Below are 22,486 nucleotides of genomic sequence, written 5' to 3'. Positions count from 1 at the left end.
GTATTTTACCAGGGGAAACTGAGTGAAGGGAGATGCAGAGGGACGCTGCCCTTGGGGGCCAAGGGTGGGGGTTGCCTACAAGGGGGTTTAAGGAATTGGGCAAATCTGGATACGCTGTTCGAGTCACCTTGCAGTACTATTCCGTAGGTTGGGGTTCCGTAGGTGGAACGTTGCTATAGCTGCTGAACGCAAGCACCCTGTCTGGAGCTCTCCCTCAGCACGACGCAGACGGGGCAAGTAAAGCTCTAGGATATTGCGTGTCATCACTATGGGCTCATCCCGCCTATTCCCTCATCCCCCAAGGAGGAGATTGATTGGCTAATCCGATTGTGTTAGCGGTGTTTAACGGCAAAGGAGGTGTGGGTAAGACCACTACCGCCGTGAACCTGGCGGCGGTATTTGCCCAGACCCGGTCGGTGCTGTTGGTCGATGCCGACCCCCAGGGGTCTGCCCTGTGGTGGACAGGCCGCAGCCCGGTCGATCTAGGGTTTGAAGTCAGGCCAGAAATCAACCCGGCTCGGTTGGGGCGACTTAAGCAGGAGCATGCCCATGACCTGATTGTGGTAGACACTCCACCTGCCCTTGGGTCCGCCACCCTGGCTGCCGTAATTCCAGCGGCAGACTATCTGCTGTTGCCCACCCCCCCAGCCCCGATGGATCTAGCGGTGCTGATTACTACAGTGAATGAAGCGGTATCGCCCAGCGGGGTATCCCATCGAGTATTGTTGACGAAGGTGGATTCCCGCAGCGTCGGCGAAGCCATTGAAGCCCAGAACACTCTGCTGGAGCTGAAAATTCCCGCCTGCAATGCCTTTATTCGCACCTATAAAGCCCACGAGCGGGCTGCATTAGAGGGGCTGCCGGTGCTCAGGTGGCGGGGCAAAAACAGCCAAGAGGCCCGTTCTGACTACTGCCGAGTTGCCGAAGAACTACAGCGAGACTGGACCCAGCCATGACTAAGAAAAGCCTCTCCGACCTGCTTAAAGAAGAAGTAAACAAGGCTGACGCCCCAGACCCGGCAGAGGCGCCTAAGGCCGAAGCTGAGGAGGCTGCCCCTGCGGCCAAAGCGACCGCTAGCCGCCGGGCCTCGCGATCGTCAACGAGTCGCCGCACCGCATCGAGTCGCCCGGCGGCTAAACAAGCGAGCAAATCGACCAAGGCCACTAAGACCAAAGCAGCGGCTCAGCCTAAAGCGGAGCCAGCCGCTCAGGCCGAAGCAGAGCCAGCCGCTCAGCCCGAGGCAGCGGCAGCAGCCAAAGCCACCCCTGACGCCGATTTGGCCCAGCGGATGAGCGCCCTCGAAAAGTACCTAGCCGCTGCGCAAAAAGACAAGGCTCAGCTTGAAAAAACTGTCGCGGGTTTGCAAAAAGACTTAGAAACCCAGCAGGGGAGGCTGTTTGAGCTGAAGGACAGCCTAGATGAGGCTAAGGCGGCTACTCAAGCCAAGGCTGAGGCGCTGACGAAAACCCAGGCCGAGTTAGAGGAAGCGAAGCAGACCATTTTGAAGCTAGCGGAAGCCCCGGCCCCGGCTCCGGCTATAGCCCCGGCTCAAACCGCTCGCCGCATTTCTGGGGTAGACATTACGCCTCGCCGCCCGGTAGAGACGACCGCTAAGCCCACCTATCACCGGGGTGTACCTGAGTATGCCATTCAAAAGGGACAGCCCAACCCCATGCTGACCGATGCCGATATTGGCTGGGTTGACTGAGCAGCCAAGTTGATTGAGCGGCTGGAGAAATGTAGCGATCGCATGCTCAGCAGGCCTAGATGCCGGGGTTTAGGGTTGAATCAACCCTAAACCCCGATTTGTTTTAAGCCTATTTCGTTAGCAAAGCCCTGGGACGGACTAGGGGGTGTAGTCAAAGAGAGCATCGAGGTAGATGCGGTTGACATCGCGATCGCAGGTTCTGTCCTGCATCAAGAATAGGGATAGGGCAGCGCAAAAGACGCGGTGCTGGTTCCAGGCGGGGTTGCCCTCTAGATAAGTCTGAAGCGCGTCGTAGAGTTCTTCGGGAACTTCGGCCATGAGGCTGACACGGGGCGTGGTCGTATTTAGGGTCATGGGCGTTGCCTTCGTAGTAAGGGAGTGTGGTGCTGTAGATCGCCAGAATGACGGTGCTTAAAGGGGATGAGAGTGATGGGAATGGGTACCCGCAGCCCTAGGGCGGGAGTACGATGCCTCTCGTAGACCTCAAAGCCATGTTGGATAGTTGGATTTAATAAAAGCTTTAGGTAAAACTACCTGAGCTAGGGCAGCCCAGAAAAAAGGTCAAGGGGCTATGATTTACCGCCGACAATGTCCTGAGGACAGGCTTTGGGGGCAATGAACCAAAAGGGTTCGCTGTGCCAGTCGCATCATTTTGCCGAACTCCTCTGACCCTGTCAATCTTGCTTTAACGGCACGCTTGAGCTAATGAAGTCCGGTGGTCTACGAAAGAATAGGGGTTTTGCTGCTTTCCCCAAGCAGGTGAAGGGGTTAGACAAAGAAAGGTCGATCGCGGGGATAAAAGTTCAGGTTTTCCCCAAGGCTGCTAAATCCCTTGCCCCACCGTTAAAACCTGGGGAAAACCTGGGGAAAACCTGGATTAGCCTGGGGAAAAGCTGGGGAAATTTAGTTTTAATATTTTTTTTTGTAAAATTTTTGCCCTTGACCACTTGACATGCATAGGATAATTTGCTCTAGCCTGGGGCTTTAAGCCATCAACGAAATTAAGGCAGTCTTTAAGGATTGTGATCGATCGCCTGACTGGAACGGTCTAGGCCATCTAGGGCCTGGGGCAAGGGCCGTAGGGGCGGCCAGCGAATATCCCATAGAGCCCAGGTCGCGATCGCCAGCAGCAGGGTAATGGCCAGGGTTCGCCAGGGCAGTCCCAGGGAGGAGCTTGACCAGATCAGCTGGGGACTGCCCTCACCAGCTATATACCGGTGCAGCTGATCGCGCAGCGCCGCCGCCGACAGGGGGGTACGCACTTCGGAGAGGGTGACTTGGTGCTCGGCCCCCCGCAGGGTGAGGCGGTGACAAAAGCGCACGCCACCACGGGGAGTGTTGTCGCAGAGCTCGGAGGTGAGGGCGACATCTTCTAGGGCAAAGGCCCGCTGGCTCTGGGGCCACCAGGCCCAAGGACGGGGCAGGCTGGCCTGGCAGTAGACCTGGCCGGGAGCAGCGCGATCGCATACCACTCCCTGGGGGGCAGGCGCGCTCAGCCCCCACAGACCCACCAGGAGAGCCCCAAGGATTACCACTACCGGTATTCGCCGCAGGCGCGGGCCCCAGTTCTCGATGGCTGACTTTGGCGCTGATTCTGGCGCTGATTTTGGCATGGTGCTCAAGAATTGCCGCTAACCGTGTGATCTCATCGTGCCACAGGGGTCGCCGACCGTTGATCTGCCCTTGCACCGCTGACCAGTTTAGGGCATGCTCAGCCATAGCCTGACGACGCTCTCAGGGTCGCACAGGTTCTGACCGATCGCGTTAATTCAACCAATTGCACTATGGGTAAGCACATTGTCATCACTGGGGTGAGCCAAGGGCTAGGTCGCGCTATGGTCGAGGGCTTTGTGGCCGCAGGCCATCGGGTGTCGGGCTGTGCCCGCAGTGCCGAGGCGATCGCCCAGCTCGCCGCCCAATATCCTGCACCCCACCAGTTCACTGCCGTCGATATCCGCGATGACGCAGCGGTGGCAGCCTGGGCCAAAGCGGCGATCGCCACCAACGGCCTGCCCGACCTGGTGATCAACAATGCCGGTCTAGTCAACCACCCGGCCCCGCTGTGGACGGTGCCCGCCGCAGAATTTGATGCGGTGGTTGCGGTCAACCTCAACGGCACTGTCAATGTGATTCGCCACTTTGCGCCACCGATGGTCGAGCAGCGATCGGGCATTTTCGTCAATTTCAGCTCGGGCTGGGGCCGCTCGACCTCGCCAGAGTTTGCCCCCTACTGTGCCACCAAGTGGGGCGTTGAGGGCCTCACCCAGGCCTTTGCCCAAGAGCTACCTCCGGGTATGGCAGCGGTGGCTCTCAACCCCGGCATCATCCATACCGCCATGCTCGAAACCTGCTATGGCGACGCGGCGGCGGCCTATACGCCCATCTCGGCCTGGGTAAAATCGGCGGTGCCCTACCTCCTCAACCTTCAGCCCTCAGACAATGGCAGGGCGCTGACGGTGCCAAGTTAAGAACCAAACATCATCGATATCCTAGCCGTAGCCCTCCTAGAGCAGCACCCATGACATCTCCCCCAGAGAATCCCTTCTCCGCTTCCGACCCGTTACCACCGCCCCGCCGCACGCCCTGGGTGTTAATTGGCCTGGGGTTGGGCTGCGGGTGTTTATTGGTGCCGCTGGTGATAATCGGGCTGGGGCTGACGGGCATAGCGTTTACCAGCTGGCGCTGGTTTCAAGCCTCGGGGACCAATCAAACCTATGAACTGGCGGTAGACCGCTTGGCCAACGATCCCCAAGCGGCTGAAATCTTGGGAGACTCGGTCACCTCGGGCTGGATGAGCAAGGTCATCAGCCGAGCCGGGACGGAGGGAACTGTGGCCTGTTTGCAGTTTCCGGTGTCGGGGCCGCAGGGCAGCGGCCAGGCCTATGCGGAGGGCACGCCTCAGGGATCGACCTGGGAACTGCACTATTTGACGGTGGTGGTAGACGGGGGCGATCGCAGTTTTACTGTGGTAGAGCCGGCCCCCGATAAACCGGCGCGACTCTGCCCTGACTTTGATCAAGAAGAATCTGATCCCCTAGAGCCAGAGATGGACGTGGAGATGGAACCAGAGGTGTAATGGTGCTCGGCTTTAAACTTTAAAACTGCCAATGTTCACGCAGTTGTGGAGCCACACCATGATTTAGATCGGGAAAAAGTGGGCGAGAGCTTTTCTACCTCAACCTCTTTGGCAATGGCAACGGCTCACTTGCCAGCAATTCCCTAGGCTTACCTCAAAGTCCTCGATCCGGTTAGACGACCGCAAAACTCTTGAAGTTTAATCCTCCAAACCGGATTTTAACGTCGGCTTTTGATTGATCAAAACTACTATCCATGAAACACCGTGGATCTCAAGAATATTTCAAGCTAGTCAACAATTTTCTGGAGTCTGTTTACAGCTACTAATGCTCACCCAGCTGGTCGATCCATCTTCCCGGTGCTCCTTCTTCCAAATGGGAGTGGTATTACGTGCATCGATCTGTTGATGGTGAGTTGAGTTTCGTCTTTAGGTTGTTGTACAACAGCTCAATTCAATATTCGCCAACAAAATCTGCGTGAACCCACAGAAACTCTCGTCGCTTGTTCTGGACTCGCACTAGTCCACCAAAACCGGGGTCTTTGTCTTGGAGCAGGGTGTGGAGTTCTCGGAGCATTGCCCCTTGGGCGCGAATGGCTTCTCCCTGTTCAAGCTCAGCACTATCGCGTTTGGTCTGCCAATCGACGGCTATATTGCTGCCTTTGATGCCAAACTCTAGGCTTTTTTGGCCGAGATCTAACTCTTCTTGAATGCCTTTGTAGGTGGCGTCATCGAGCATGAACTGTGTGGTTGAGGCGGCGACGGGTAAAACCAGGCTCAGGGTGCCGGTGACGAGTTTGAAGTAGGGCACCGCTTTGGTAAACCATTCGCGGTTGAGTTCGAGTTCATAAACGCCCTGCTGACTACCTTCATTAAGCACGGGCAAGGGTTTGCGGGCATGTTCGCACCAGAGGGTGAGCTGAAATTTTTCGCTGATCCATTTGGGGCGATCGAAGAACCCAGGGTCAACAGGCTTGAAGCTGAACAGTCGGGGACCGTCTTTGGCTTCATCGATGAGCATTTGCATGAGGTAGGCAAACTGCTGATCGATTTGGCTCATGATGGCTTGCTGATCTTTTGACAACGATTGATGCCTTTGCTGCTCTCGATGATCGAGCGTTACCAAATCTCTACGAATTACTTTTAGCTCATCTTTAACAACCGTACGAAATTTTTCTAGGCCAAGATCTTGAGACGGGGCAGGCGTAGTCGCAGCATTATTTAGCAGCTGATCGATGTTTTGCCACTCGTCGCAACCCGAAACCGTGCAGGGAAACTCTGGGCGATTCTTCTTTTTGCTTTCGATCAGTTTTTGCACTTCGAATAGTCCATGTCCGGGGGCTTCCATGCCGCAGGGAGCGATGCAAGGCACCATAATGTTGCAGTTCAGCCCTTCCCAAAAACTCTCCACCAGCCATTTGACTTCTTCGGTGAGGTAGGAGAGAAACCGTTCTGGATAGGCGGCGCGGACGGTGATTTTGACATCGTTGCCAATGTGCTCTAGCAGGGCGCGACCGTTGTAGTCGTTGTCGAGCATGAGGCCCCGCTGCCAGTGGATGCTGTCGTTGTAGTTGTTTCGGCCCAGGGAGTATTTATGCAGGCGCACGATGAGCTGGTAGAACAAGCCTTCGGCGTTGGCGCTCTGACCGCGATCGTCCACAATGCGGCAGATTTGCACCTGTTGTCGGTCTCCCCCTTCTGGCTGTTCGCCCCAGTTGGGTAGCTGGTCGGGGCGTTGGTCGGGCACGAGTTGGGCAATTAGGCTGGTGGTGTTAGCTGCTGGATTTGCAGGGTCGAGGACGACTTTGTAGGAGAGATCAAAGCGCTCCATCAGACGCAGAAAGATGGGGTGGAGTTCTTTGGGATAGCCGGTTTCGCCAGCAAAGGGGGGATAGCTCCACAGGCGACTGAGATGGTCAAACTCGACTAGCCCATTGCGCTGGCGGGTGGTTTCATCATCGAGAACGTAGCTGATAGCTTTGGCCAACCAGTCGGGCTGGAGGATGACGATGTCTTTCAGAATTTCGTCGTGATCGTAGTGGATGAAATAGCCGAGGGTATGGGATACGCGCACAAACAGCTCGGCGGCAAAGCCCTCTAGCCCGTGCTCTTCGCAGAGGGTAAGCACGTCTGCATAGGGCATATGGGTTTTGCCAGATACTTCGAGCAGTTCGCGGAGTTGCTGCCATTTTGTAGGCACAAGGCGACCCATGCCGGGTAAAGTGGCGGCAACATTGGCAATGGCCTCTCGCAAGTCGGCAATACCACTGCAAACCTGAGTCTCGGAATGGGGTTTGCTGTCAACATGAAAGAATCCGACAACGGTATCGCTGCCAAATAGATCAATTAATTCCTGCCGGTCAATATCTGGTTGGCGCTGGCCGGGACCACCGTGGGTGGCGACCACCAGCACCTTGGCATCGGGTTCGCGATGTTTGATCAGCGTAATCCACTCTTTGACAAACCCCTGTTGTGGCCCCTCTCGTGGCTTCCAAACGACTAGATAGACAGCAGTGGAACTAAAAAAGAGCTGATGGGTGGGACGATAGACCCGCTGCCCCCCGAAGTCCCAACCGTTGAGGGTAACTTCTATTTCATTACAGGGAGTAGTGAGAATTACAGGCTTGATTTCAATCCCGTGAGTTGTGGGCCGATCATCAACCCATTCATCTCCTCGCAATGCTCCTAACAAACAACTCTTACCGACTTCACCCTCGCCCACCAAAATTAGCTTGGCTTCATTCAGCGCCAGCTCTCCTTCTGCTCTCGCTCGCAGATATTGCATGACTGATTTAGCACCTTGTTTATATGCAGCAGCCAAGTCTTGGTTAAGAGGATTTCGGTCAAGATTAAAGCTTAGACTCTTCAATTTCTTTAGCTTACTGATTGATGCAGGAAGGTCTGTCAGCTTGTTATCACTAACACTAAGATCTTGCAGATTCTCAAGTTCAACTATCCAGCCCGGCAATGAATTCAACTGACAATTAAGAGCCCAAATTAGCTCTAGGCTCTTTAAACTACGAACACTTTCAGGAAGCTCATGCAAGGGAATTCCACTATAAGAGTCGCCGACATAAAGCCGCTTTATTCTTTGTAGCTTATTGAGCCAATCAGGTAAACCATTCAGATTGTTGCCTGTAAGTCCAAATGCTTCTAGCCGGGCAAGCCTGCAAAGCCAGTCTGGGAGAAAAGTTAGCCCATTATCAAAGACGAAAAGCTCTTTCAATAAGACCAGACTGCTTAATATCTTAGGTAGTTTTATTAACTGATTATGGGAAAGGTCGAGAACCCTTAATTGAGTAAGGCTTCCCATTGATTCTGGTAATTCTGTCAATTGATTGTGGGAAAGGTCGAGGACTCTTAATTGAGTAAGGCTTCCTATTGACTCTGGTAATTCTGTTAATTGATTGTGGGAAATATCCCCACTCTCGCTTCCAATACTAAGGTTTTTGAGAGTGGCGAGATTCCCAATAGACTCAGATAATTTTTTTAATTGATTGCATGAGAGATCAAGTCGTTGCAATTGTGTGAGGTCACCGATTTCCTCTGGCAGTTCCATCAGTTGGTTGTCAGAAAGATTGAGCGATCGCAATTGAGTAAGAGCAGCAAACGCCTCTGGCAACTCCATCAGTCGATTATTGAAGAGGTTAAACGTTCGCAACTGAGTTAGAGCAGCAATTATCTCTGACAGTTCTGTTAGTTGGTTACTGGAGAGGTTAAGCGATCGCAACTGGGTGAGAGATGCGATCGCCTCCGGCAATTTCGTCAATTCGTTGCTAGAGAGGTCAAGATTTTGTAGCTGAGCGAGAGCCGCGATCGCCTCCGGTAATTCCGTTAACTCCAGTCCGCTAAGGTCAAGCTCTGTCGCGCTCTCTTGGCGGGCCACTTCAATCCGCCGTTCTGCTTCCTGGTAGGCTTCATCGCGCGCCATATTCTCTCACTCGCATTTTTTGCTGCCTCTGTTATAGCCCCTTACTCTGGCAAATCTAGCGAAAGGCATAAAATCAAGGCAGACTCCTATTGCTCGCTCTCACAAGCCCTGACATAGACAGCCCTTAGCCGCTTGAGGATCCTCTGCCATGAGTCACATCACCATTTCTCTGCCCGACAGCCTCAAAGCTTATGTGGATGAGCAGGTTTCCCAAAGCGGCTACGCCTCTACCGATGACTACTTTCTGGCCCTGGTGCAGCTTGACCAGCGCCGGCAGCAGGCCAAAGAGTCCCTAGACATCCTACTCATCGACGGACTCGACAGCCTGGATCGAGGCGAAGGTAGCGAAGCCACCGATGACTGGTGGGAGCAAGAGCAGTTTGACCTGATCAAGAACCATCATTGAGACATATAGGGGTATTCCTACTTACTGCCTCAGGTGGTGCATTACTCCCCAACTTCACAGGCCCCAATGCTCACCCAGCTGGTCGATCCATCTTCCCAGTGTTCCTTCTTCCAAATCGGGGCGTTGTGCTTGAGGGTGTCGATCGCATACTGACAGGCCGCAAAGGCCTCAGCCCGGTGGGGGCAGCCCACCGCCACCAGCACGCTAATCTCGCCCACCGTCAGCTTGCCCGTGCGATGGTGAATCGCCACTCGGGTAGTCTCGGGCCAGCGATCGCGAATTTGAGCCGCGATTTGCTTAAACACCTCCAGCGCCATCGGTTCGTAGGCCTGATACTCTAATGCCACCACCGCCTTGCCCTCGCTGTTGTTGCGTACCATGCCGCTCATCACCACCACCGCTCCATTGGCAGCGCTATCGGCAGCAGCGTAGACCTCATCTAATGACAAGGGCACAAAGGTGACCCGCAGACTATCGGGTAGGGTAGACAGAGCAGGGCTAGACGGAGCAACTTGCATAAAGAAACAGCGAGATGTCGTAGAGATAGCACTAGTTTAAAAAAACTTCGTTTACCGTAATAAACGGTTGCGGCCTTACTGCCCAGGGCAACGGGCAACAAACGACACGAGAGCGAACCCCGTGCGTAAACACCTCAGCCTAAAACTGACCCCATTGCAGCCTTGCTCTGCATTATAGGGCCTGAGCTGAAACCCTTACTGAATGGAGGTATACCGTGGTTGACCTATCGGCTTGTCAAGCCACTGTTGCCAGCCACTGGGCTGGTTTTAGCTGGCGTCTCTACAGTCTGCTGGTGCAGCCGCATTTAGTCATGCCCGTCTTGGCAATTTTAATTGCGGCTCCCTGGGCCTTTCGGTCCTGGCGGTGGAAGCGTCAGGCCAGCTTAGTAGGAGTTGGATTGCTGCTGCTGTACGGATTAGGGCTCTCCCCGTTGGGTGGGCAAGCAGGCGCTGCCGGATTGACCCTACTCATCCCGCCCGATAATGGGCAGCCTGCTGACGCCATTGTGGTTTTGGGGCGAGGAGGAGAGCTTCGCGCCAGTCGGGCGCAGGTGGCGGCAGACCTGTGGCGGCAGCAGCGGGCACCTCTGGTGTTTGCTAGCGGACGTGGCGACGCCATTGAAATTGGCCAAATGCTGGCTACAGCTGGGTTGCCAGCCCCAGCCATTGACGGCGAACCCTGCTCGGCCACGACCAACGAAAACGCTCTGTTTACAGCAGCGCAACTTCAACCCCAGGGCGTTAAACGGCTGATTTTGGTCACCGACCCACCCCATATGGCGCGATCGCTGTTGACCTTCCGCAGCTTAGGATTTGAGGTCACACCCCACCCCAGCCCTTTGCCCAAGCATGTTAATTCACAGCAACAGCACTTTATTGTGGTGCGCGAGTGGGTTGGGCTCATTAGCTACGGGATGATGGGCCGCTACTTTTCGCGTTCAGTTGAGGCCCAAACTCCGAGGGCCCAAGCTATAGAGGCTGGCGCTGCTCAGAGAGCAACGGGCACCTAGCCTGCCAGATAGGCTCTCAGGTCTTGACGGGCGTAGCGCAGTTTTTTGATCGCATCGCGCTCGATCTGGCGCACCCGTTCACGGCTGACGTTGAGCTGCTGGCCCACTTTAGAGAGCGACAGCCCTTCGCCAGTGCCCAAGCCAAAACGCAAGACCAACACCTCGCGCTGCTGGGGCGTCAGCCGGTCAAGAATTCTAAAGATGTCTTGCTTGAGGCTGTTTTGGGTAGCGTACTCTTCAGGCGATCGCCCCTGCTCATCTTCAAGCATGTCAGCTAGCTCAGTATCCCCCTTGTCGCCCACCAAGGCATTGAGAGACATCGGCTGCTGCGACTGTGACAAAAACTGCCGCACCTGTACTAGGGGCATATCGAGGTGGTTGGCAACTTCCTCTAGGTTGGCGGTGCGGCCAAGCTCTTGGGCTAAATGTCGCTGGGCTCGCTTGATCTTGGTCAGCTTTTCAAAAATGTGAATGGGCAGACGAATGGAGCGGCTTTTTTCTGCGATCGCGCGGGTTACAGCCTGGCGAATCCACCAGTAGGCGTAGGTTGAAAATCGGAAGCCCTTAGTGGGGTCAAACTTATCGACCCCTCGCTGCAAGCCTAGGGTGCCTTCCTGCACCAGATCCATTAAATCTAAGTTGCGCTTAGTATATTTTTTAGCAATAGAAACGACCAGTCGCAGGTTGGCTTCTACCATGCGGCGACGAGCCGCTTCGCCAGCGGTAATGTGCTGCTGTAGAGTTTCTACCGGCAGATTGACGGCGGCAGCCCACTCGTCTAGAGAGGGCTCTCGCCCTAAAGATTTGGCTAACGTCTCAGCTTGCTCAGTCAGGTGAACCAACTGCTGTACTTGCTTGCCCAGAGAGATTTCCTCATCACGGGTCAGGCGAGAGATGCGGCCAATTTCTTTCAGGTAAGACTGAACGGAATTGCTAGATGCAGAGGTGATTTGAGCCATGGAGCGAGGTTTAGTAGTGGCGATCAACTTAAGAGCCACTATGACAAGCATTACCCCCCCAGTCCTCTACCCAAGGGAGGGAAGCTAACGTTTTCTTAAGAAGTACAATTGGCGGCGTCATACTGCACTTGGATAGGTAACCAGTAGCCGCGAGGGTTAGGCAAAGGATTACCGGCAGGCTGGGCAGGAAATGCCCGATTTAACACCATTTCCATCGCTTTTTGATCAAATACTGTATAACCTGTGCTATCTAGCAAGACTGGATCTTGAAGGCGCTGTCCGGTAGAGCTCACAATTACTCCCACCACGCCTTCGGCGGGCGCTGGAGTCAGGCAGGTGCTGAGCGGGTAGGCCACCTGTAGGGGGGGCAGTTTCTCGCCGGGTATCGGCAGCAGATTGTCGTCGGTAATGCCCTGGCCCTCGGTTTCGAGCCAGTCTGAGACCACCAGGGTGTGAAAGGCGATGTCGTTAGCGATCAGCGACTTAGCCTGGGCATTGAAAGCATAGGCCGCCGGATCGAGCAGGCGATCGTCTATGGTTTGGGGCGGCGGCTCTGGCGGGAGTGGCTCTAGATCTACAGGCGCAGGGGCCACGGCGATCGGTGCAGGGGTAGCCGCTGGGGGCTGGGCAGTGGGGGCTACAGGGCGTTGCGGTTGAGCGACCGTCGCCGAGGGCACTGGAGTCTCTGGGGCGATCGGCACCACCTCTGCCTTCAGAGGTGCATCCGGCGCTTGACTAGCGGGCAGGCGTACGACATCCATCACCGCTGTGGCATCAGCCAAGTCGGGGGGCGCTGGGGGCGCTGAGTCAGATGCAGGCAGTGGCAACCCTAACAGCACGCCGTGAAGCCCCAGGGACATTAGAGCGAGCAGACCACCCCCTGACCAGCGCAGGGAGCGTTTTCCAGCTCTAAATTGAATGGGAAATGTCATGGTCATGCTTGTGATGGTCAGCCAGAGAATGTCAGGATTTTCTGCCCCCAAGATGGCACAGGTTTTAAACCTTGTTTCCGATGAACAGACAGTTTTTGCATTGTCGTAATTTGCCGTTACCCTAGGCCCAAGACCACTAGCGGACCACTACCGGGATGCTCTCTCAAAAGGCACGACTCAAAAAGGGCCAAAACCATGCGGCGAGAAGATGTGACCTTGTTAACAGCGGGCCTGCTGCTGGTCTTAACGGCCCTCCTTCTGATTGGTCTAGAGCCGCGCCTATCATCCGTTGCCCCCTCTACCCCGATTCCTGCCGTGTCCAGCCAGTTACTGAGTGATCCGTTTTTGCAGTACCCCACCACTGGCGCGGTGCGGGTGGTGTGGTTTACCGAGTTTGAGGGCCAAGGTCACCAGGTGCGATGGGCCGCGCCGGGGCAGACGGCCTTTGCTAATTTACCCAACCAAGCAGCGGCAATCACGACTCAACTATCCCGCACCCGTGAAGATGGTCAATCTCGCTGGCAACCTCCTGACGGCAAGGACTTACAACAAACGGTGCCACGGCTCATCTGGCGACATGAAGCGCTGGTTACGGGGCTACCAGAGGGGCAGCGAGTGCCCTATCAGGTGGTTAGCCTGACCGCTGACGGCACTGAGATCGTCAGTCGAGTGTTTACCCTGGCGGGGGCACCTTCCCCAGGGCAGGGCCTAACAATTTTGCTCACCTCTGACCACCAAAATATGCCGATGACGGCAGCCAACCTGCAAAAGGTCAGCGAAACCGTCGGGCAGGTTGACGCCGTCTTTTTGGCGGGTGACTTGGTCAACGTTCCCGATCGCGCTTCAGAGTGGTTTGATGACAGCCGGGGCAATGGCTTCTTCCCCTGTTTGCAGGGCAACGGCAGCTATGACCTAGAGCGCAATGGCCGCACCGTGACCTACCGAGGTGGCGAAATTATTCAGCACGCGCCGTTGTTTCCCGCCTTGGGCAACCACGAGGTGATGGGGCAGTTTGCGGCCACCGCCCCGCTCAACGATCAGTTTGCTCAACCCGTGCCGCGATCGGTGGCCCTAGGGCAATACGAGGCCCAGGCTGAGCTATTCAACCCCACGGATGACCCCGAGGTGCGCCGCCAGTGGATTATCGAGCAGTCTTTCAACACCGACACCTACGAGGCCATCTTTAGCCTACCGGTGAGCCAGGTGCCCAACCCCGATCGCCCCGAAACTACCAGCCGCTACTACGCCTTGAGCTTTGGCGATGTGCGCCTGGTGTCGCTGTATGTTACTCAAATCTGGCGACCCTACGACCTGGGTGATACTGTCCGGGGTCGCTACCAAGAGCGGGAGGCCGACCTGGGCACACCCCAGAATTGGGGCCATGGCCAGCACATTTTTGAGCCAATCGAGGCGGACAGTTTGCAGTACCAGTGGCTAGAACAGGAGCTGGCGAGCGAGGCCTTTCGCCAGGCAAAGTACAAAGTGGTAATGTTTCACCACCCACCTCACACCCTGGGCGACAACATTGTGCCCCCGTTTACGCCCCCGGTGCCCCGATACGATCGCGACGCAGCGGGCCGATTGACCGCCGTGCGCTACGAGTACCCCCGCGCTGAAGACCACATTATGCGCGATTTGGTGCCGCTGCTAGAAAACGCCGGGGTTGACCTGGTGTTCTACGGTCACTCTCACCTGTGGAACCGGTTTGTGTCGCCCCAGGGCACCCACTACCTGGAAAGCTCTAACGTAGGCAACAGCTACGGGGCCTTCTGGCAGGATAAATTGCGCCCGGTGCCGCCAGAGACCATTGCCGGGTCGGCGGTGACCTATGCCCCCACTGACTACGTTGCCCAGGGCGACCCCAACGGCCTAGAGCCGGTGGTGCCCACCCTAGCTCCCCTGCACGATGACCAGGGCAACCCGCTGCCCTATCTGGCCAGCAACGACATCACGGCCTTTAGCATTTTTGAAACCGGCAGCGGCACCATCAGCAGCTATTACTTCGATACTCGCCTGCCGGGGTCGGCGGTGGTGAAGTTTGATGAGTTTACCCTGGGGCAATAAACCATACCCAGTCCAAACCGTGGAGAAAAGTCAATCTATAGCCATAGTCACTTGGGTTAGGACATCCAGATACCTTAGAAACGTTCGAACATTCAAACGCGCCCCGTGCTATCAAACCCTGGATGGGTTGCCATCTCGGTAGGTTTCGGTGGCGAGAAAGTGGCCGATCAAATACAGCGACCCACACAGCACCCGCAGGGGATAGGGGGCCGATCCGATCGCCGCCAAACCCTCCTTGAGGGTCGAGTGGGTCTCACAGTGGGCTAAGGTCGGGCAGGCCGATCGGGCGATCGCCGCTAGTGCTGCCGTCTCTGCGGTTTCATGACCTGGCACGGGCACCAGGTGCAGGGCATCCCTCGGGCGCAGCAGTTCGGCAAAAATATCGCTGTGGTCTTTGGTGGCGAGCATGCCCATCAGCCACAGGGTCTGGGGGGCCTGCTGGGGCTGACTGGCCCACCAGCGATCGACGTAGTGGCGCAGCACCTGGGCGGCGGCGGGGTTGTGGGCACCGTCGATCAGCAAGGGATAGCCCTGGGCAGCGTTGCCCCACTGCACCCACTGCAAGCGACCGGGCCAGCGGGCCTGGCCCATGCCCTGGGCGATCGCGGCATCAGCAATCTGCCACCCTTGGGTTTGTAGGGTGCGCAGGGTGGCGATCGCGATCGCCGAATTGACCAACTGATGATCGCCCAGCAAGGGCAGCGGGTAGACAATCGCCTGATCACCGTCGCCGTAGCGGGCCAGGCCATGCTCTAGCCGTACCGCCGGCTGGGGCCACACCGCCGGACAGTTGAGGGCAGCCAGGCGGGTCTGCACCACGGTCTGCGCCTCGGGAGGCAAGGGGCCAATAACGGCGGGGTGCCCTGGCTTGAGTACCCCGGCTTTTTCGCGGGCAATGTCGGCTAGGGTAGGGCCGAGGCGCTGCCAGTGCTCCCGGCTGAGGGAGGTAATCACGCTCACCAGGGGTGCATCAACCACGTTGGTGGCGTCGAGGCGGCCCCCCAGGCCCACCTCCATCACCACTAGGTCAGCCCCCGCCTCGGCAAAGTGCAGCCAGGCGGCGGCAGTAAACACCTCAAACTGGGTAGGCGAAGGCTGGGCCGGGTCAATGGCGGCAATCACCTGGTGCAACCGTTGCATTAAGTCTGCGATCGCAATCGGCTGCCCATTCACGGTAATGCGTTCGCGCCAGCTCACCAGGTGAGGCGAGGTGTAGCGCCCTACCCGGTAGTCCGCCGCCGTCAGCACCGCCGCCAGGTAGGCACAGACCGACCCTTTGCCGTTCGTGCCCGCCACATGCACCAGGGGCACGCGGGTTTGAGGGTTGCCCAAAGCCTTGAGCAACCGCTGAATGCGCTCCAGCCCCAGCTCGACGCCGAAGCGTCCGAAGGGAGCCAGTAGGCTCTCGATTTGCTGCTCACTCTGCTCAAAATCGGCGGTCTGAAACACAGGCAATCTTCTCTGGGGTAGGGCTGGGGCGCACAAGCGACAATACCGGATCTTATCTGAGGGCGATCGCCTACCGGTATAGTTCTGCTCAAAAAGAACCGTCAGAGCCTCCTTCCTCAGGGTTTTTTATAGGAGGGGGAATTTAGCGGGGCCCATGCTATGGGTTCCTACGGGTTGCCGTTTGGGCGTCAGGGGTATGGAATTCGGACTCGGTATTACACCTCTAAAGAGAGCTGTAGGTAGCCTGGATCGCCCGTAGATTCTAGGTTTGACAGAGTAAGGCCCAGCAGGCGCACCGGCTGATGGCGATCTAGGTGGGCGATGAGCATCTCTTGCGCCCAGCTCCCCAGGGGCGACTCGGCTCCGATCGCATGGGCAAAGGTGCGGCTGCGAGTAATTTGCCGGTAGTTGGCGTATTTCACCTTCAGGGTGAGGGTGTGGCCCCGGCGGTGCAGATCTTGCAAACGGCGCACCACTTCCTGGGTGACGCGCTCTAGGGCAGCGGTCATCTGGGCCAGCGTGGTGAGGTCGGGCGCAAACGATCGCTCTGCCCCGATCGATTTGCGCAGGCGGTTGGGGTTGACTGGGCGATCGTCTTGGCCCTGGGCCACTCGATAGTAGAAGCGGCCCGCTTTGCCAAAGTGCTGCACCAGGTCGGCCTCGGTCCAGGAGCGCAGGTCGGCCCCGGTGGCCACGCCCAGAGCGTGCATTTTGCGGGCGGTAACCTGGCCAATGCCGTGAAATTTTTCGATCGGCAGGGCCGCCACAAAGGCCTCGGCCTGCTCAGGCAAAATGAGCGTGAGTCCGTTGGGCTTGTTTTGCCCAGAGGCCATTTTGGCTAAGAATTTGTTCACCGATACCCCAGCCGAGGCCGTGAGCTGGGTGGCGGTTTGAATGTCAGCCTTGATGCGGCGGGCCAGCACCAGGGCCGAGGGTTCGCCCAGGGCATTCACCGTCACATCTAGGTAAGCTTCATCGAGCGACAGCGGCTCGACGAGGTCGGTATAGCGGTGAAAGATCTCGCGAATCTGGCCCGAAACCTGTTTGTACACCTCGAAGCGGGGTGGGGCAAAAATTAGCTCGGGGCAGCGCTGCTGAGCTACACGAGCGGGCATAGCCGAGTGAATGCCGTACTGACGGGCCTCGTAGCTGGCGGCGGCCACGGCTCCCCGCTGCTCGGGCCGACCACCGACCACCACTGGCTTGCCCCGGTACTCAAGAAAATCTCGCTGCTCGACGGAAGCGTAGAACGCATCCATATCGATGTGCAGAATTTTGCGCATGGATGGCCTGACAGAAACAGGATGGCGGTTATACCCCCTCGGGCTGGGGGCTTCTCCCACCTGTGAAATTGGGGACTTACCGCGATGATTTAAGTATAGAAAGAACAGGAGCCAGGGCTATGGCCGTAGGACAATCGTCTCAACATTCCTATTTTGCTTCGCCGTGGAGCTTGGAAGCAGCCCAGGCGCAGATGGATGCGATCGCCGCTGCGCTCATGCCCTTGGGCCGATCGGCCTCGGGCCGCGTGCAGGTGCCCTCTGTCGAAATCGAAGACACCGCTGCGGCGCTAATTGTCACCGCCTTTTTGCCGGGGGTCGACCCCCAGGCTGTGCGGGTGCGGGCTACCCCAACATCGTTGACTTTCTCAGGTCACCGGCAGTCGAGCTATGGCAACGCCTTGATGCAGAGCCTGGGCATTAACTATTTTCAACAGACGGTGCCACTGCCCGCGCGGGTGATCGATCGCCAGGTGCAGGTGGCCTATCGCCAAGGGGCGCTGGTGGTTACGCTGCCCAAGCATCGAGGCTGGCGGCAGCGCCTTCTTCAGGGCTGGCAGCAGGCCAAAGTCGGTCTGGGGCGATCGCTGCAAGGGTGGGGGCAACGCCTGTTAGACGCTCGGTAACAGAATCTAAAGCCTAGGTGAGAAAATGCGCCAGTATCAGTTATCTGATCGACACTGGACGTACCACAAGACCTAGGATTTCTTCCATTTATGACTGACTTCGACGATTTTCTCCGCCATAAGTATGCCTATGTGGCCATTGGCGAATTTAAACCCGGCTGCTTTAGTGAAGCCCGCCAGCTCTACGAAAAAGCCGTATCGACCTACACCAAAGGCTTTCAAGGGGCGTATCTGTTGCAAGAGCCCGGTAGCGATCGCGGCATCGCCATCATTCTCTGGGACAGCATTGAAGACATGGACGACAACCAGAGCGAGGTATACCAACGCACCCTGGGCAAAATTGCCCATTTGTTTGAAACCCCACCCGTCACCTCGTTTTATGAGGTGTGCAGCGAAATCGGCCTGCCCCAAGTTTTGGCCCAGGCAAAAGCCTTGGACTAACCCAAAAACCAGGCCAGGGAAAGCTCTCCCTGACCTGGTTTTTGTTTTTTAGGGGCCACTTAGCCCAGCGATGCTATTTGATAAACAGCATTTCCTGGTAAGTGGGCAGAGGCCACAGATCGTCGGCCACCTCTCCCTCTAGGGCATCAGCATACTCGCGCACCTGATCCATCAGAGGACGCACGGTTTGGGCACAAAACTGCATGTGCTCTTCCACCGACATGAAGTGCTTGGTCATCAGGTCACTGAGTTCGGCCACCTTGGCCATCATCGCCTTGGTGAGGTCGGCCACCTTGACCACGCTGTCCTTGTCAAACTCAATGCCAATCCCATTCAGGCTGTCGATGGTCTTGGCCAGTTCGCCCATGTAGCGAACGGCGGCGGGGTAGATGATGGTCTTGACCATGCTGATCACCAGCTTGGCTTCTACCTCAATGTGCTGGATGTACTGCTCAGAGTAGGCCTCAAAGCGGCTGCCCAGTTCCACCGGGGTGAGCACCTTTTCTTTAGCAAACAGGTCTTCGATGTACTGTTCGCGCAGCACGGGCAGAGCGTCGGCGGTGGTGCGCAGGTTGAGCAGCCCCCGCTCGTTGACGGCCATTTCGTGCCACTCGCTCGAGTAGCCGTTGCCGTTAAACACTACGGCCCCGTGGTCGCGGATGATGTCGCGCAGAATGTCGTGGATGGCGACATTGAGTTCAACCCCGCTCCCCAACTTGGCTTCGAGCTGGTCGGCTACCCAGTCTAATGAGTCGGCCAGAATGGTGTTCATGGCCACCAGGGGTCCCGAGACCGACTGGCCAGAGCCCACGGCGCGGAACTCGAAGCGGTTGCCGGTAAAGGCAAAGGGGGAGGTGCGGTTGCGATCGCCCGCATCTTTGGGAAACACGGGCAGGGTGGGCACACCCAGATCCATATCGCCCTTGGATTGGGAACCAGTGACCTCACCTGAGGCGATCTGATCAAATACATCTTGCAGCTGGCTGCCCAGGTAGATCGAGATAATCGCAGGCGGGGCTTCGTTGGCCCCCAAGCGGTGATCATTGCTGGCACTGGCGATCACCGCCCGCAACAGCGGCCCGTATTTGTGCACCCCGCGAATCACCGCGCCACAGAACACCAGAAACTGGGCGTTGGAGTGGGGCGTATCGCCCGGATCGAGCAGGTTGCCCTGGGTAGCATTGCCCACCGACCAGTTGACGTGCTTGCCCGAGCCATTAATGCCGGCAAAGGGTTTTTCGTGCAGCAGACAGAGGAAGCCGTGCTTTTTGGCGGTGTTGCGCAGCACAGTCATGATCAGCTGCTGGTGGTCGCTGGCGACGTTGGCCGCCTCAAAGAAAGGAGCGATTTCAAACTGGCCGGGGGCCACCTCGTTGTGGCGGGTTTTAGCCGGAATGCCCAGGCGGTAGAGCTTTTCCTCCACATCCTGCATAAAGATTTGGACGCGCTCGGGGATGGCCCCAAAGTAGTGGTCGTCAAACTGTTGGCCCTTGGCGGGGGCTTTGCCAAACAGGGTGCGGCCCGCCAGCAGCAAGTCGGGGCGCACGGTGGCGAAGTTGGCATCGACCAAGAAATATTCTTGCTCAGCACCGCAGCTGGAGTTGACCGGGGCCACTTCGCTGTGACCCAACAGCTTGAGCACGCGGGTAGCGGCCTTACTCATCGCCGCATTAGAGCGCAGCAGCGGGGTTTTCTTGTCAAGGGCTTCCCCCGTCCAGGAGACAAACACCGTGGGAATGCAGAGGGTGACGCCGTTTTCGGTCTCCATGACGAAGGCGGGGCTGGTCACATCCCAGGCGGTGTAGCCTCGGGCCTCAAAGGTGGAGCGAATACCGCCGTTCGGGAAGCTAGAGCCGTCGGGCTCGCCTTGCACCAGCACTTTGCCAGAAAATTCTGAAATGACTGAGCCATCGCTCTGTACCGAGATAAAGCCGTCGTGCTTTTCGGCGGTGGCGTTGGTCAGCGGGTAGAACATGTGGGAGTAGTAGAGCGCCCCCTTGGAAATCGCCCAGTCTTTCATAGCCACGGCTACCACATCGGCCACCGACATATCGATGGGTGCGCCAGTGGTAATGGTTTTTTGCAGCGACTTGAACACCGACTTGGGCAGGCATTCCTGCATTTTGCTGAGGCTAAAGACGTCCTTGGCCCAGAGATCTTCGAGCCGCCCTGGAGTACTCACCGGTACTTTGGGGCGACAGGCAATACTGGCAATGGCCTGGGCGCGCAGTTCGTTTCCACTCATAGCAGTCTCCTAAACATTAGACGCATCAACATTGATCGGGCTGAATCGGTCTAGCTGAGGTGATACCAACGTAGTCTCAGCAGCCTGGACCAGTCTCAGCCTTAAACTGGAAGGGCAACGTTCAAACTGATTCACTGCCCTCAAAGCGACTCTCTTGCCTGATGTAGAAAAGCCTGAGCGGTATACTACCAGTCACCCTTGAGCAACCACATTACAGAGTGAGGAACTGGCAACCCCTGAATGGGAAATTCCTGCCTGCAATACTATGCTCCAAGGGGTTTTAACAGCACCCCCCAGGCAAACATGAATGTCTTAAAAATCAGCAAGCCAAACGTTTTGCTAGGTCGACACCCCGAGTCTACAGTCGGACTCGCTAGCTTTACTCCACATATCACAATAGAGTCAACGGGCAAATCCTCAGGCTCTGCATATCAGTAAAAATCATAAATTTTTGCCAACGACCATTCGCCATTTAGGTCAGACCCTGAACCGTTTTTAGCGGCAGATAGACACCCGCTGCAAACCTGCTTAGACACCTCAGGGTGTCACTCAGGGGATAGTAAAGGCAAAATTAACTGAATTTTGTATTCTTAAATACCGTTTAGGGCAAGGACTCCAAATGGTTGGCGTTCTCGTCAGGCCCAGGGGCGATATATCAACTGCCCCTGGGCATAAAAACCAACCGATGGAGGACCGCCCCCTGTCACTTTCGCCTACTGGGCAACTAGCTCGGCCATCACTGCGGCGACGGGGGTAATCTGCTGGGCTTGACCGACGCCACTACCGGCAAACACCAGGCCGTTCTCCACATCGCCTCGGCAGGCCCGATCGAGGGCGCGGAGAATGCAGAAGGTCTCACGGCGATCGCGAAATTTACACACCTGTAAGCAGTTGGCAAAGCACTGATCTTTTGCCCCAGGCACCTCTCCGGCATTGACGCGATTAACAAAGGGATTTTGCAAGGCGCGACCGGGCAGGCCTACCGGGCTGGGCACGAGCACAATATCTTCGGGCTTGGCGTTGAGGTGAAAGTCTTTGTAGCGCTGATCGGCGTCGCACTCGTCGGTGGGAATAAAGCGGGTGCCAATTTGGACACCGCTGGCCCCGAGGGCAAGGGCTTGGCGCAGGGTAGCGCGATCGCACACGCCCCCCGCCGCAATCACCGGAATCGGGGCCTCAACATTTTCGGCCAGGTACTGCACCAGCGCTGGAATCACCGCCTCAGAGCCAATCGCCGGATCGTTTAGGTCTTCGACTTTGGCTCCCAAATGGCCACCCGCCGCCTGAGGATTTTCGACCACAAAGGCATCGGGCAGACGGTTAAACTGGCGCTGCCACTTTTTGCAGATCACCTGGGCCGCGCGAACGCTGGAGATAATCGGCACCAGGGCCACCTCGGGCCGGTGGGCGGTGAGGGCCGGTAGGGTTAGGGGCAACCCGGCACCTGAAAAAATCAGGTTAACCCCATGGTCAACGGCGGTTTTAACCAGACGTTCGTAGTCGCGGGCTGCCACCATGATGTTGACGCCAAGAACACCCTCGGGGCTAAGGTCGCGGGCTTTTTTCAACTCGTCGATCAAGGCGAGACGATTGGCCTCAAAAAATCGAGTTTGGCGGGTTTTCGGGTTTTTCTCCTCAATGTCAAAGTAGGGAGAATTCATCCCTAGACCAACAGCGGAGATAATGCCGATGCCGCCAGCATTGGCGACCGCCGCCGCCAGGCCAGCCCCAGAGACACGAATGCCCATGCCACCCTGAACTACGGGATGGGGGACGGTGTATTGGCCGATGGTTAGGGTGGGAAGGGATTGCATAGGTGAATAGATAAAAGACAAGTGAGACAG

19 protein-coding genes are annotated in these 22,486 nt (G+C 56.9%); 9 read left to right on the top strand and 10 right to left on the bottom strand.

Features of this window, described 5'->3' with window-relative positions; genetic code table 11:
- The first annotated feature begins 314 nt into the window (after positions 1-314).
- Together RRF56_RS25065 and RRF56_RS25060 are read left to right on the top strand one after the other, a co-directional pair.
- Positions 315-956 (top strand): ParA family protein, encoded by a 642-nt coding sequence (locus RRF56_RS25065; protein WP_317035879.1) that lies wholly within the window; start codon positions 315-317, stop codon positions 954-956.
- A complete protein-coding gene (locus RRF56_RS25060) occupies positions 953-1,708 on the top strand; it encodes a hypothetical protein (RefSeq protein ID WP_317035878.1) in 756 nt (251 codons plus the stop codon). Before RRF56_RS25065 ends, RRF56_RS25060 begins: the two co-directional genes overlap by 4 nt.
- A 138-nt stretch (positions 1,709-1,846) precedes the next feature.
- Here RRF56_RS25060 and RRF56_RS25055 read toward each other — a convergent pair whose 3' ends face one another.
- Both RRF56_RS25055 and RRF56_RS25050 read right to left on the bottom strand, forming a co-directional pair.
- On the bottom strand, positions 1,847-2,062 hold the full coding sequence (locus tag RRF56_RS25055; RefSeq protein WP_317035877.1) for a DUF2811 domain-containing protein: 216 nt from the start codon (positions 2,060-2,062) through the stop codon (positions 1,847-1,849).
- 659 nt (positions 2,063-2,721) lie between these two features.
- Positions 2,722-3,321 carry a hypothetical protein gene (locus tag RRF56_RS25050; protein ID WP_317035876.1) on the bottom strand — a complete coding sequence of 200 codons (600 nt, stop codon included), beginning with the start codon at positions 3,319-3,321 and terminating at the stop codon, positions 2,722-2,724.
- 171 nt (positions 3,322-3,492) lie between these two features.
- Here RRF56_RS25050 and RRF56_RS25045 point away from each other — a divergent pair, with 171 nt between their 5' ends.
- Complete coding sequence (locus tag RRF56_RS25045; RefSeq protein ID WP_317035875.1) at positions 3,493-4,176, top strand: SDR family oxidoreductase; 684 nt, start codon at positions 3,493-3,495, stop codon at positions 4,174-4,176.
- Between the two features lie 50 nt (positions 4,177-4,226).
- Positions 4,227-4,784: a cytochrome c oxidase assembly factor Coa1 family protein gene (locus tag RRF56_RS25040; protein WP_317035874.1), complete on the top strand. Its 558-nt coding sequence runs from the start codon at positions 4,227-4,229 to the stop codon at positions 4,782-4,784.
- 451 nt (positions 4,785-5,235) lie between these two features.
- On the opposite strand, the gene RRF56_RS25035 is transcribed toward RRF56_RS25040, so the two are convergent.
- Positions 5,236-8,712: a COR domain-containing protein gene (locus RRF56_RS25035; protein ID WP_317035873.1), complete on the bottom strand. Its 3,477-nt coding sequence runs from the start codon at positions 8,710-8,712 to the stop codon at positions 5,236-5,238.
- Between the two features lie 148 nt (positions 8,713-8,860).
- On the opposite strand from RRF56_RS25035, the gene RRF56_RS25030 reads away from it, so the two are divergent.
- On the top strand, positions 8,861-9,118 hold the full coding sequence (locus tag RRF56_RS25030) for a hypothetical protein (RefSeq protein ID WP_317035872.1): 258 nt from the start codon (positions 8,861-8,863) through the stop codon (positions 9,116-9,118).
- Between the two features lie 41 nt (positions 9,119-9,159).
- Here the strand turns inward: RRF56_RS25030 and RRF56_RS25025 are convergent, their stop codons facing one another.
- Complete coding sequence (locus tag RRF56_RS25025; RefSeq protein ID WP_317035871.1) at positions 9,160-9,636, bottom strand: molybdenum cofactor biosynthesis protein MoaE; 477 nt, start codon at positions 9,634-9,636, stop codon at positions 9,160-9,162.
- A 215-nt stretch (positions 9,637-9,851) separates the two neighbouring features.
- Here RRF56_RS25025 and RRF56_RS25020 point away from each other — a divergent pair, with 215 nt between their 5' ends.
- Entirely contained in the window at positions 9,852-10,646 is a 795-nt protein-coding gene (locus RRF56_RS25020) for a YdcF family protein (protein WP_317035870.1), read from the top strand.
- On the opposite strand, the gene RRF56_RS25015 is transcribed toward RRF56_RS25020, so the two are convergent.
- A complete protein-coding gene (locus RRF56_RS25015) occupies positions 10,643-11,605 on the bottom strand; it encodes an RpoD/SigA family RNA polymerase sigma factor (protein ID WP_317035869.1) in 963 nt (320 codons plus the stop codon). The genes RRF56_RS25020 and RRF56_RS25015 overlap by 4 nt on opposite strands.
- A gap of 95 nt (positions 11,606-11,700) precedes the next feature.
- Positions 11,701-12,537, bottom strand: coding sequence for a hypothetical protein (locus RRF56_RS25010; protein WP_317035868.1), 837 nt, complete (start codon positions 12,535-12,537; stop codon positions 11,701-11,703).
- 195 nt (positions 12,538-12,732) lie between these two features.
- Between RRF56_RS25010 and RRF56_RS25005 the strand changes: the two genes are divergently transcribed.
- Positions 12,733-14,601, top strand: coding sequence for a metallophosphoesterase family protein (locus RRF56_RS25005; RefSeq protein WP_317035867.1), 1,869 nt, complete (start codon positions 12,733-12,735; stop codon positions 14,599-14,601).
- 111 nt (positions 14,602-14,712) lie between these two features.
- Here the strand turns inward: RRF56_RS25005 and RRF56_RS25000 are convergent, their stop codons facing one another.
- Both RRF56_RS25000 and dinB read right to left on the bottom strand, forming a co-directional pair.
- Positions 14,713-16,056, bottom strand: coding sequence for a bifunctional folylpolyglutamate synthase/dihydrofolate synthase (locus RRF56_RS25000; protein WP_410510517.1), 1,344 nt, complete (start codon positions 16,054-16,056; stop codon positions 14,713-14,715).
- Between the two features lie 209 nt (positions 16,057-16,265).
- Positions 16,266-17,333: a DNA polymerase IV gene (dinB, locus tag RRF56_RS24995; RefSeq protein ID WP_317035865.1), complete on the bottom strand. Its 1,068-nt coding sequence runs from the start codon at positions 17,331-17,333 to the stop codon at positions 16,266-16,268.
- Between the two features lie 119 nt (positions 17,334-17,452).
- Here dinB and RRF56_RS24990 point away from each other — a divergent pair, with 119 nt between their 5' ends.
- On the top strand, positions 17,453-17,956 hold the full coding sequence (locus RRF56_RS24990; RefSeq protein ID WP_317035864.1) for an Hsp20/alpha crystallin family protein: 504 nt from the start codon (positions 17,453-17,455) through the stop codon (positions 17,954-17,956).
- Positions 17,957-18,046: 90 nt separating this feature from the next.
- Positions 18,047-18,397 carry an antibiotic biosynthesis monooxygenase gene (locus tag RRF56_RS24985; protein ID WP_317035863.1) on the top strand — a complete coding sequence of 117 codons (351 nt, stop codon included), beginning with the start codon at positions 18,047-18,049 and terminating at the stop codon, positions 18,395-18,397.
- Positions 18,398-18,470: 73 nt separating this feature from the next.
- On the opposite strand, the gene RRF56_RS24980 is transcribed toward RRF56_RS24985, so the two are convergent.
- Both RRF56_RS24980 and RRF56_RS24975 read right to left on the bottom strand, forming a co-directional pair.
- Positions 18,471-20,642, bottom strand: coding sequence for a glutamine synthetase III (locus RRF56_RS24980; protein WP_317035862.1), 2,172 nt, complete (start codon positions 20,640-20,642; stop codon positions 18,471-18,473).
- 713 nt (positions 20,643-21,355) lie between these two features.
- Entirely contained in the window at positions 21,356-22,456 is a 1,101-nt protein-coding gene (locus RRF56_RS24975) for a nitronate monooxygenase family protein (protein ID WP_317035861.1), read from the bottom strand.
- Between the last annotated feature and the right edge of the window lie 30 nt (positions 22,457-22,486).

Source organism: Nodosilinea sp. E11 (assembly GCF_032813545.1).
Taxonomy (GTDB): domain Bacteria; phylum Cyanobacteriota; class Cyanobacteriia; order Phormidesmidales; family Phormidesmidaceae; genus Nodosilinea.
Note: the sequence above shows the minus strand (reverse complement) of the source record. Positions and strands in the feature narration are given on the sequence as shown.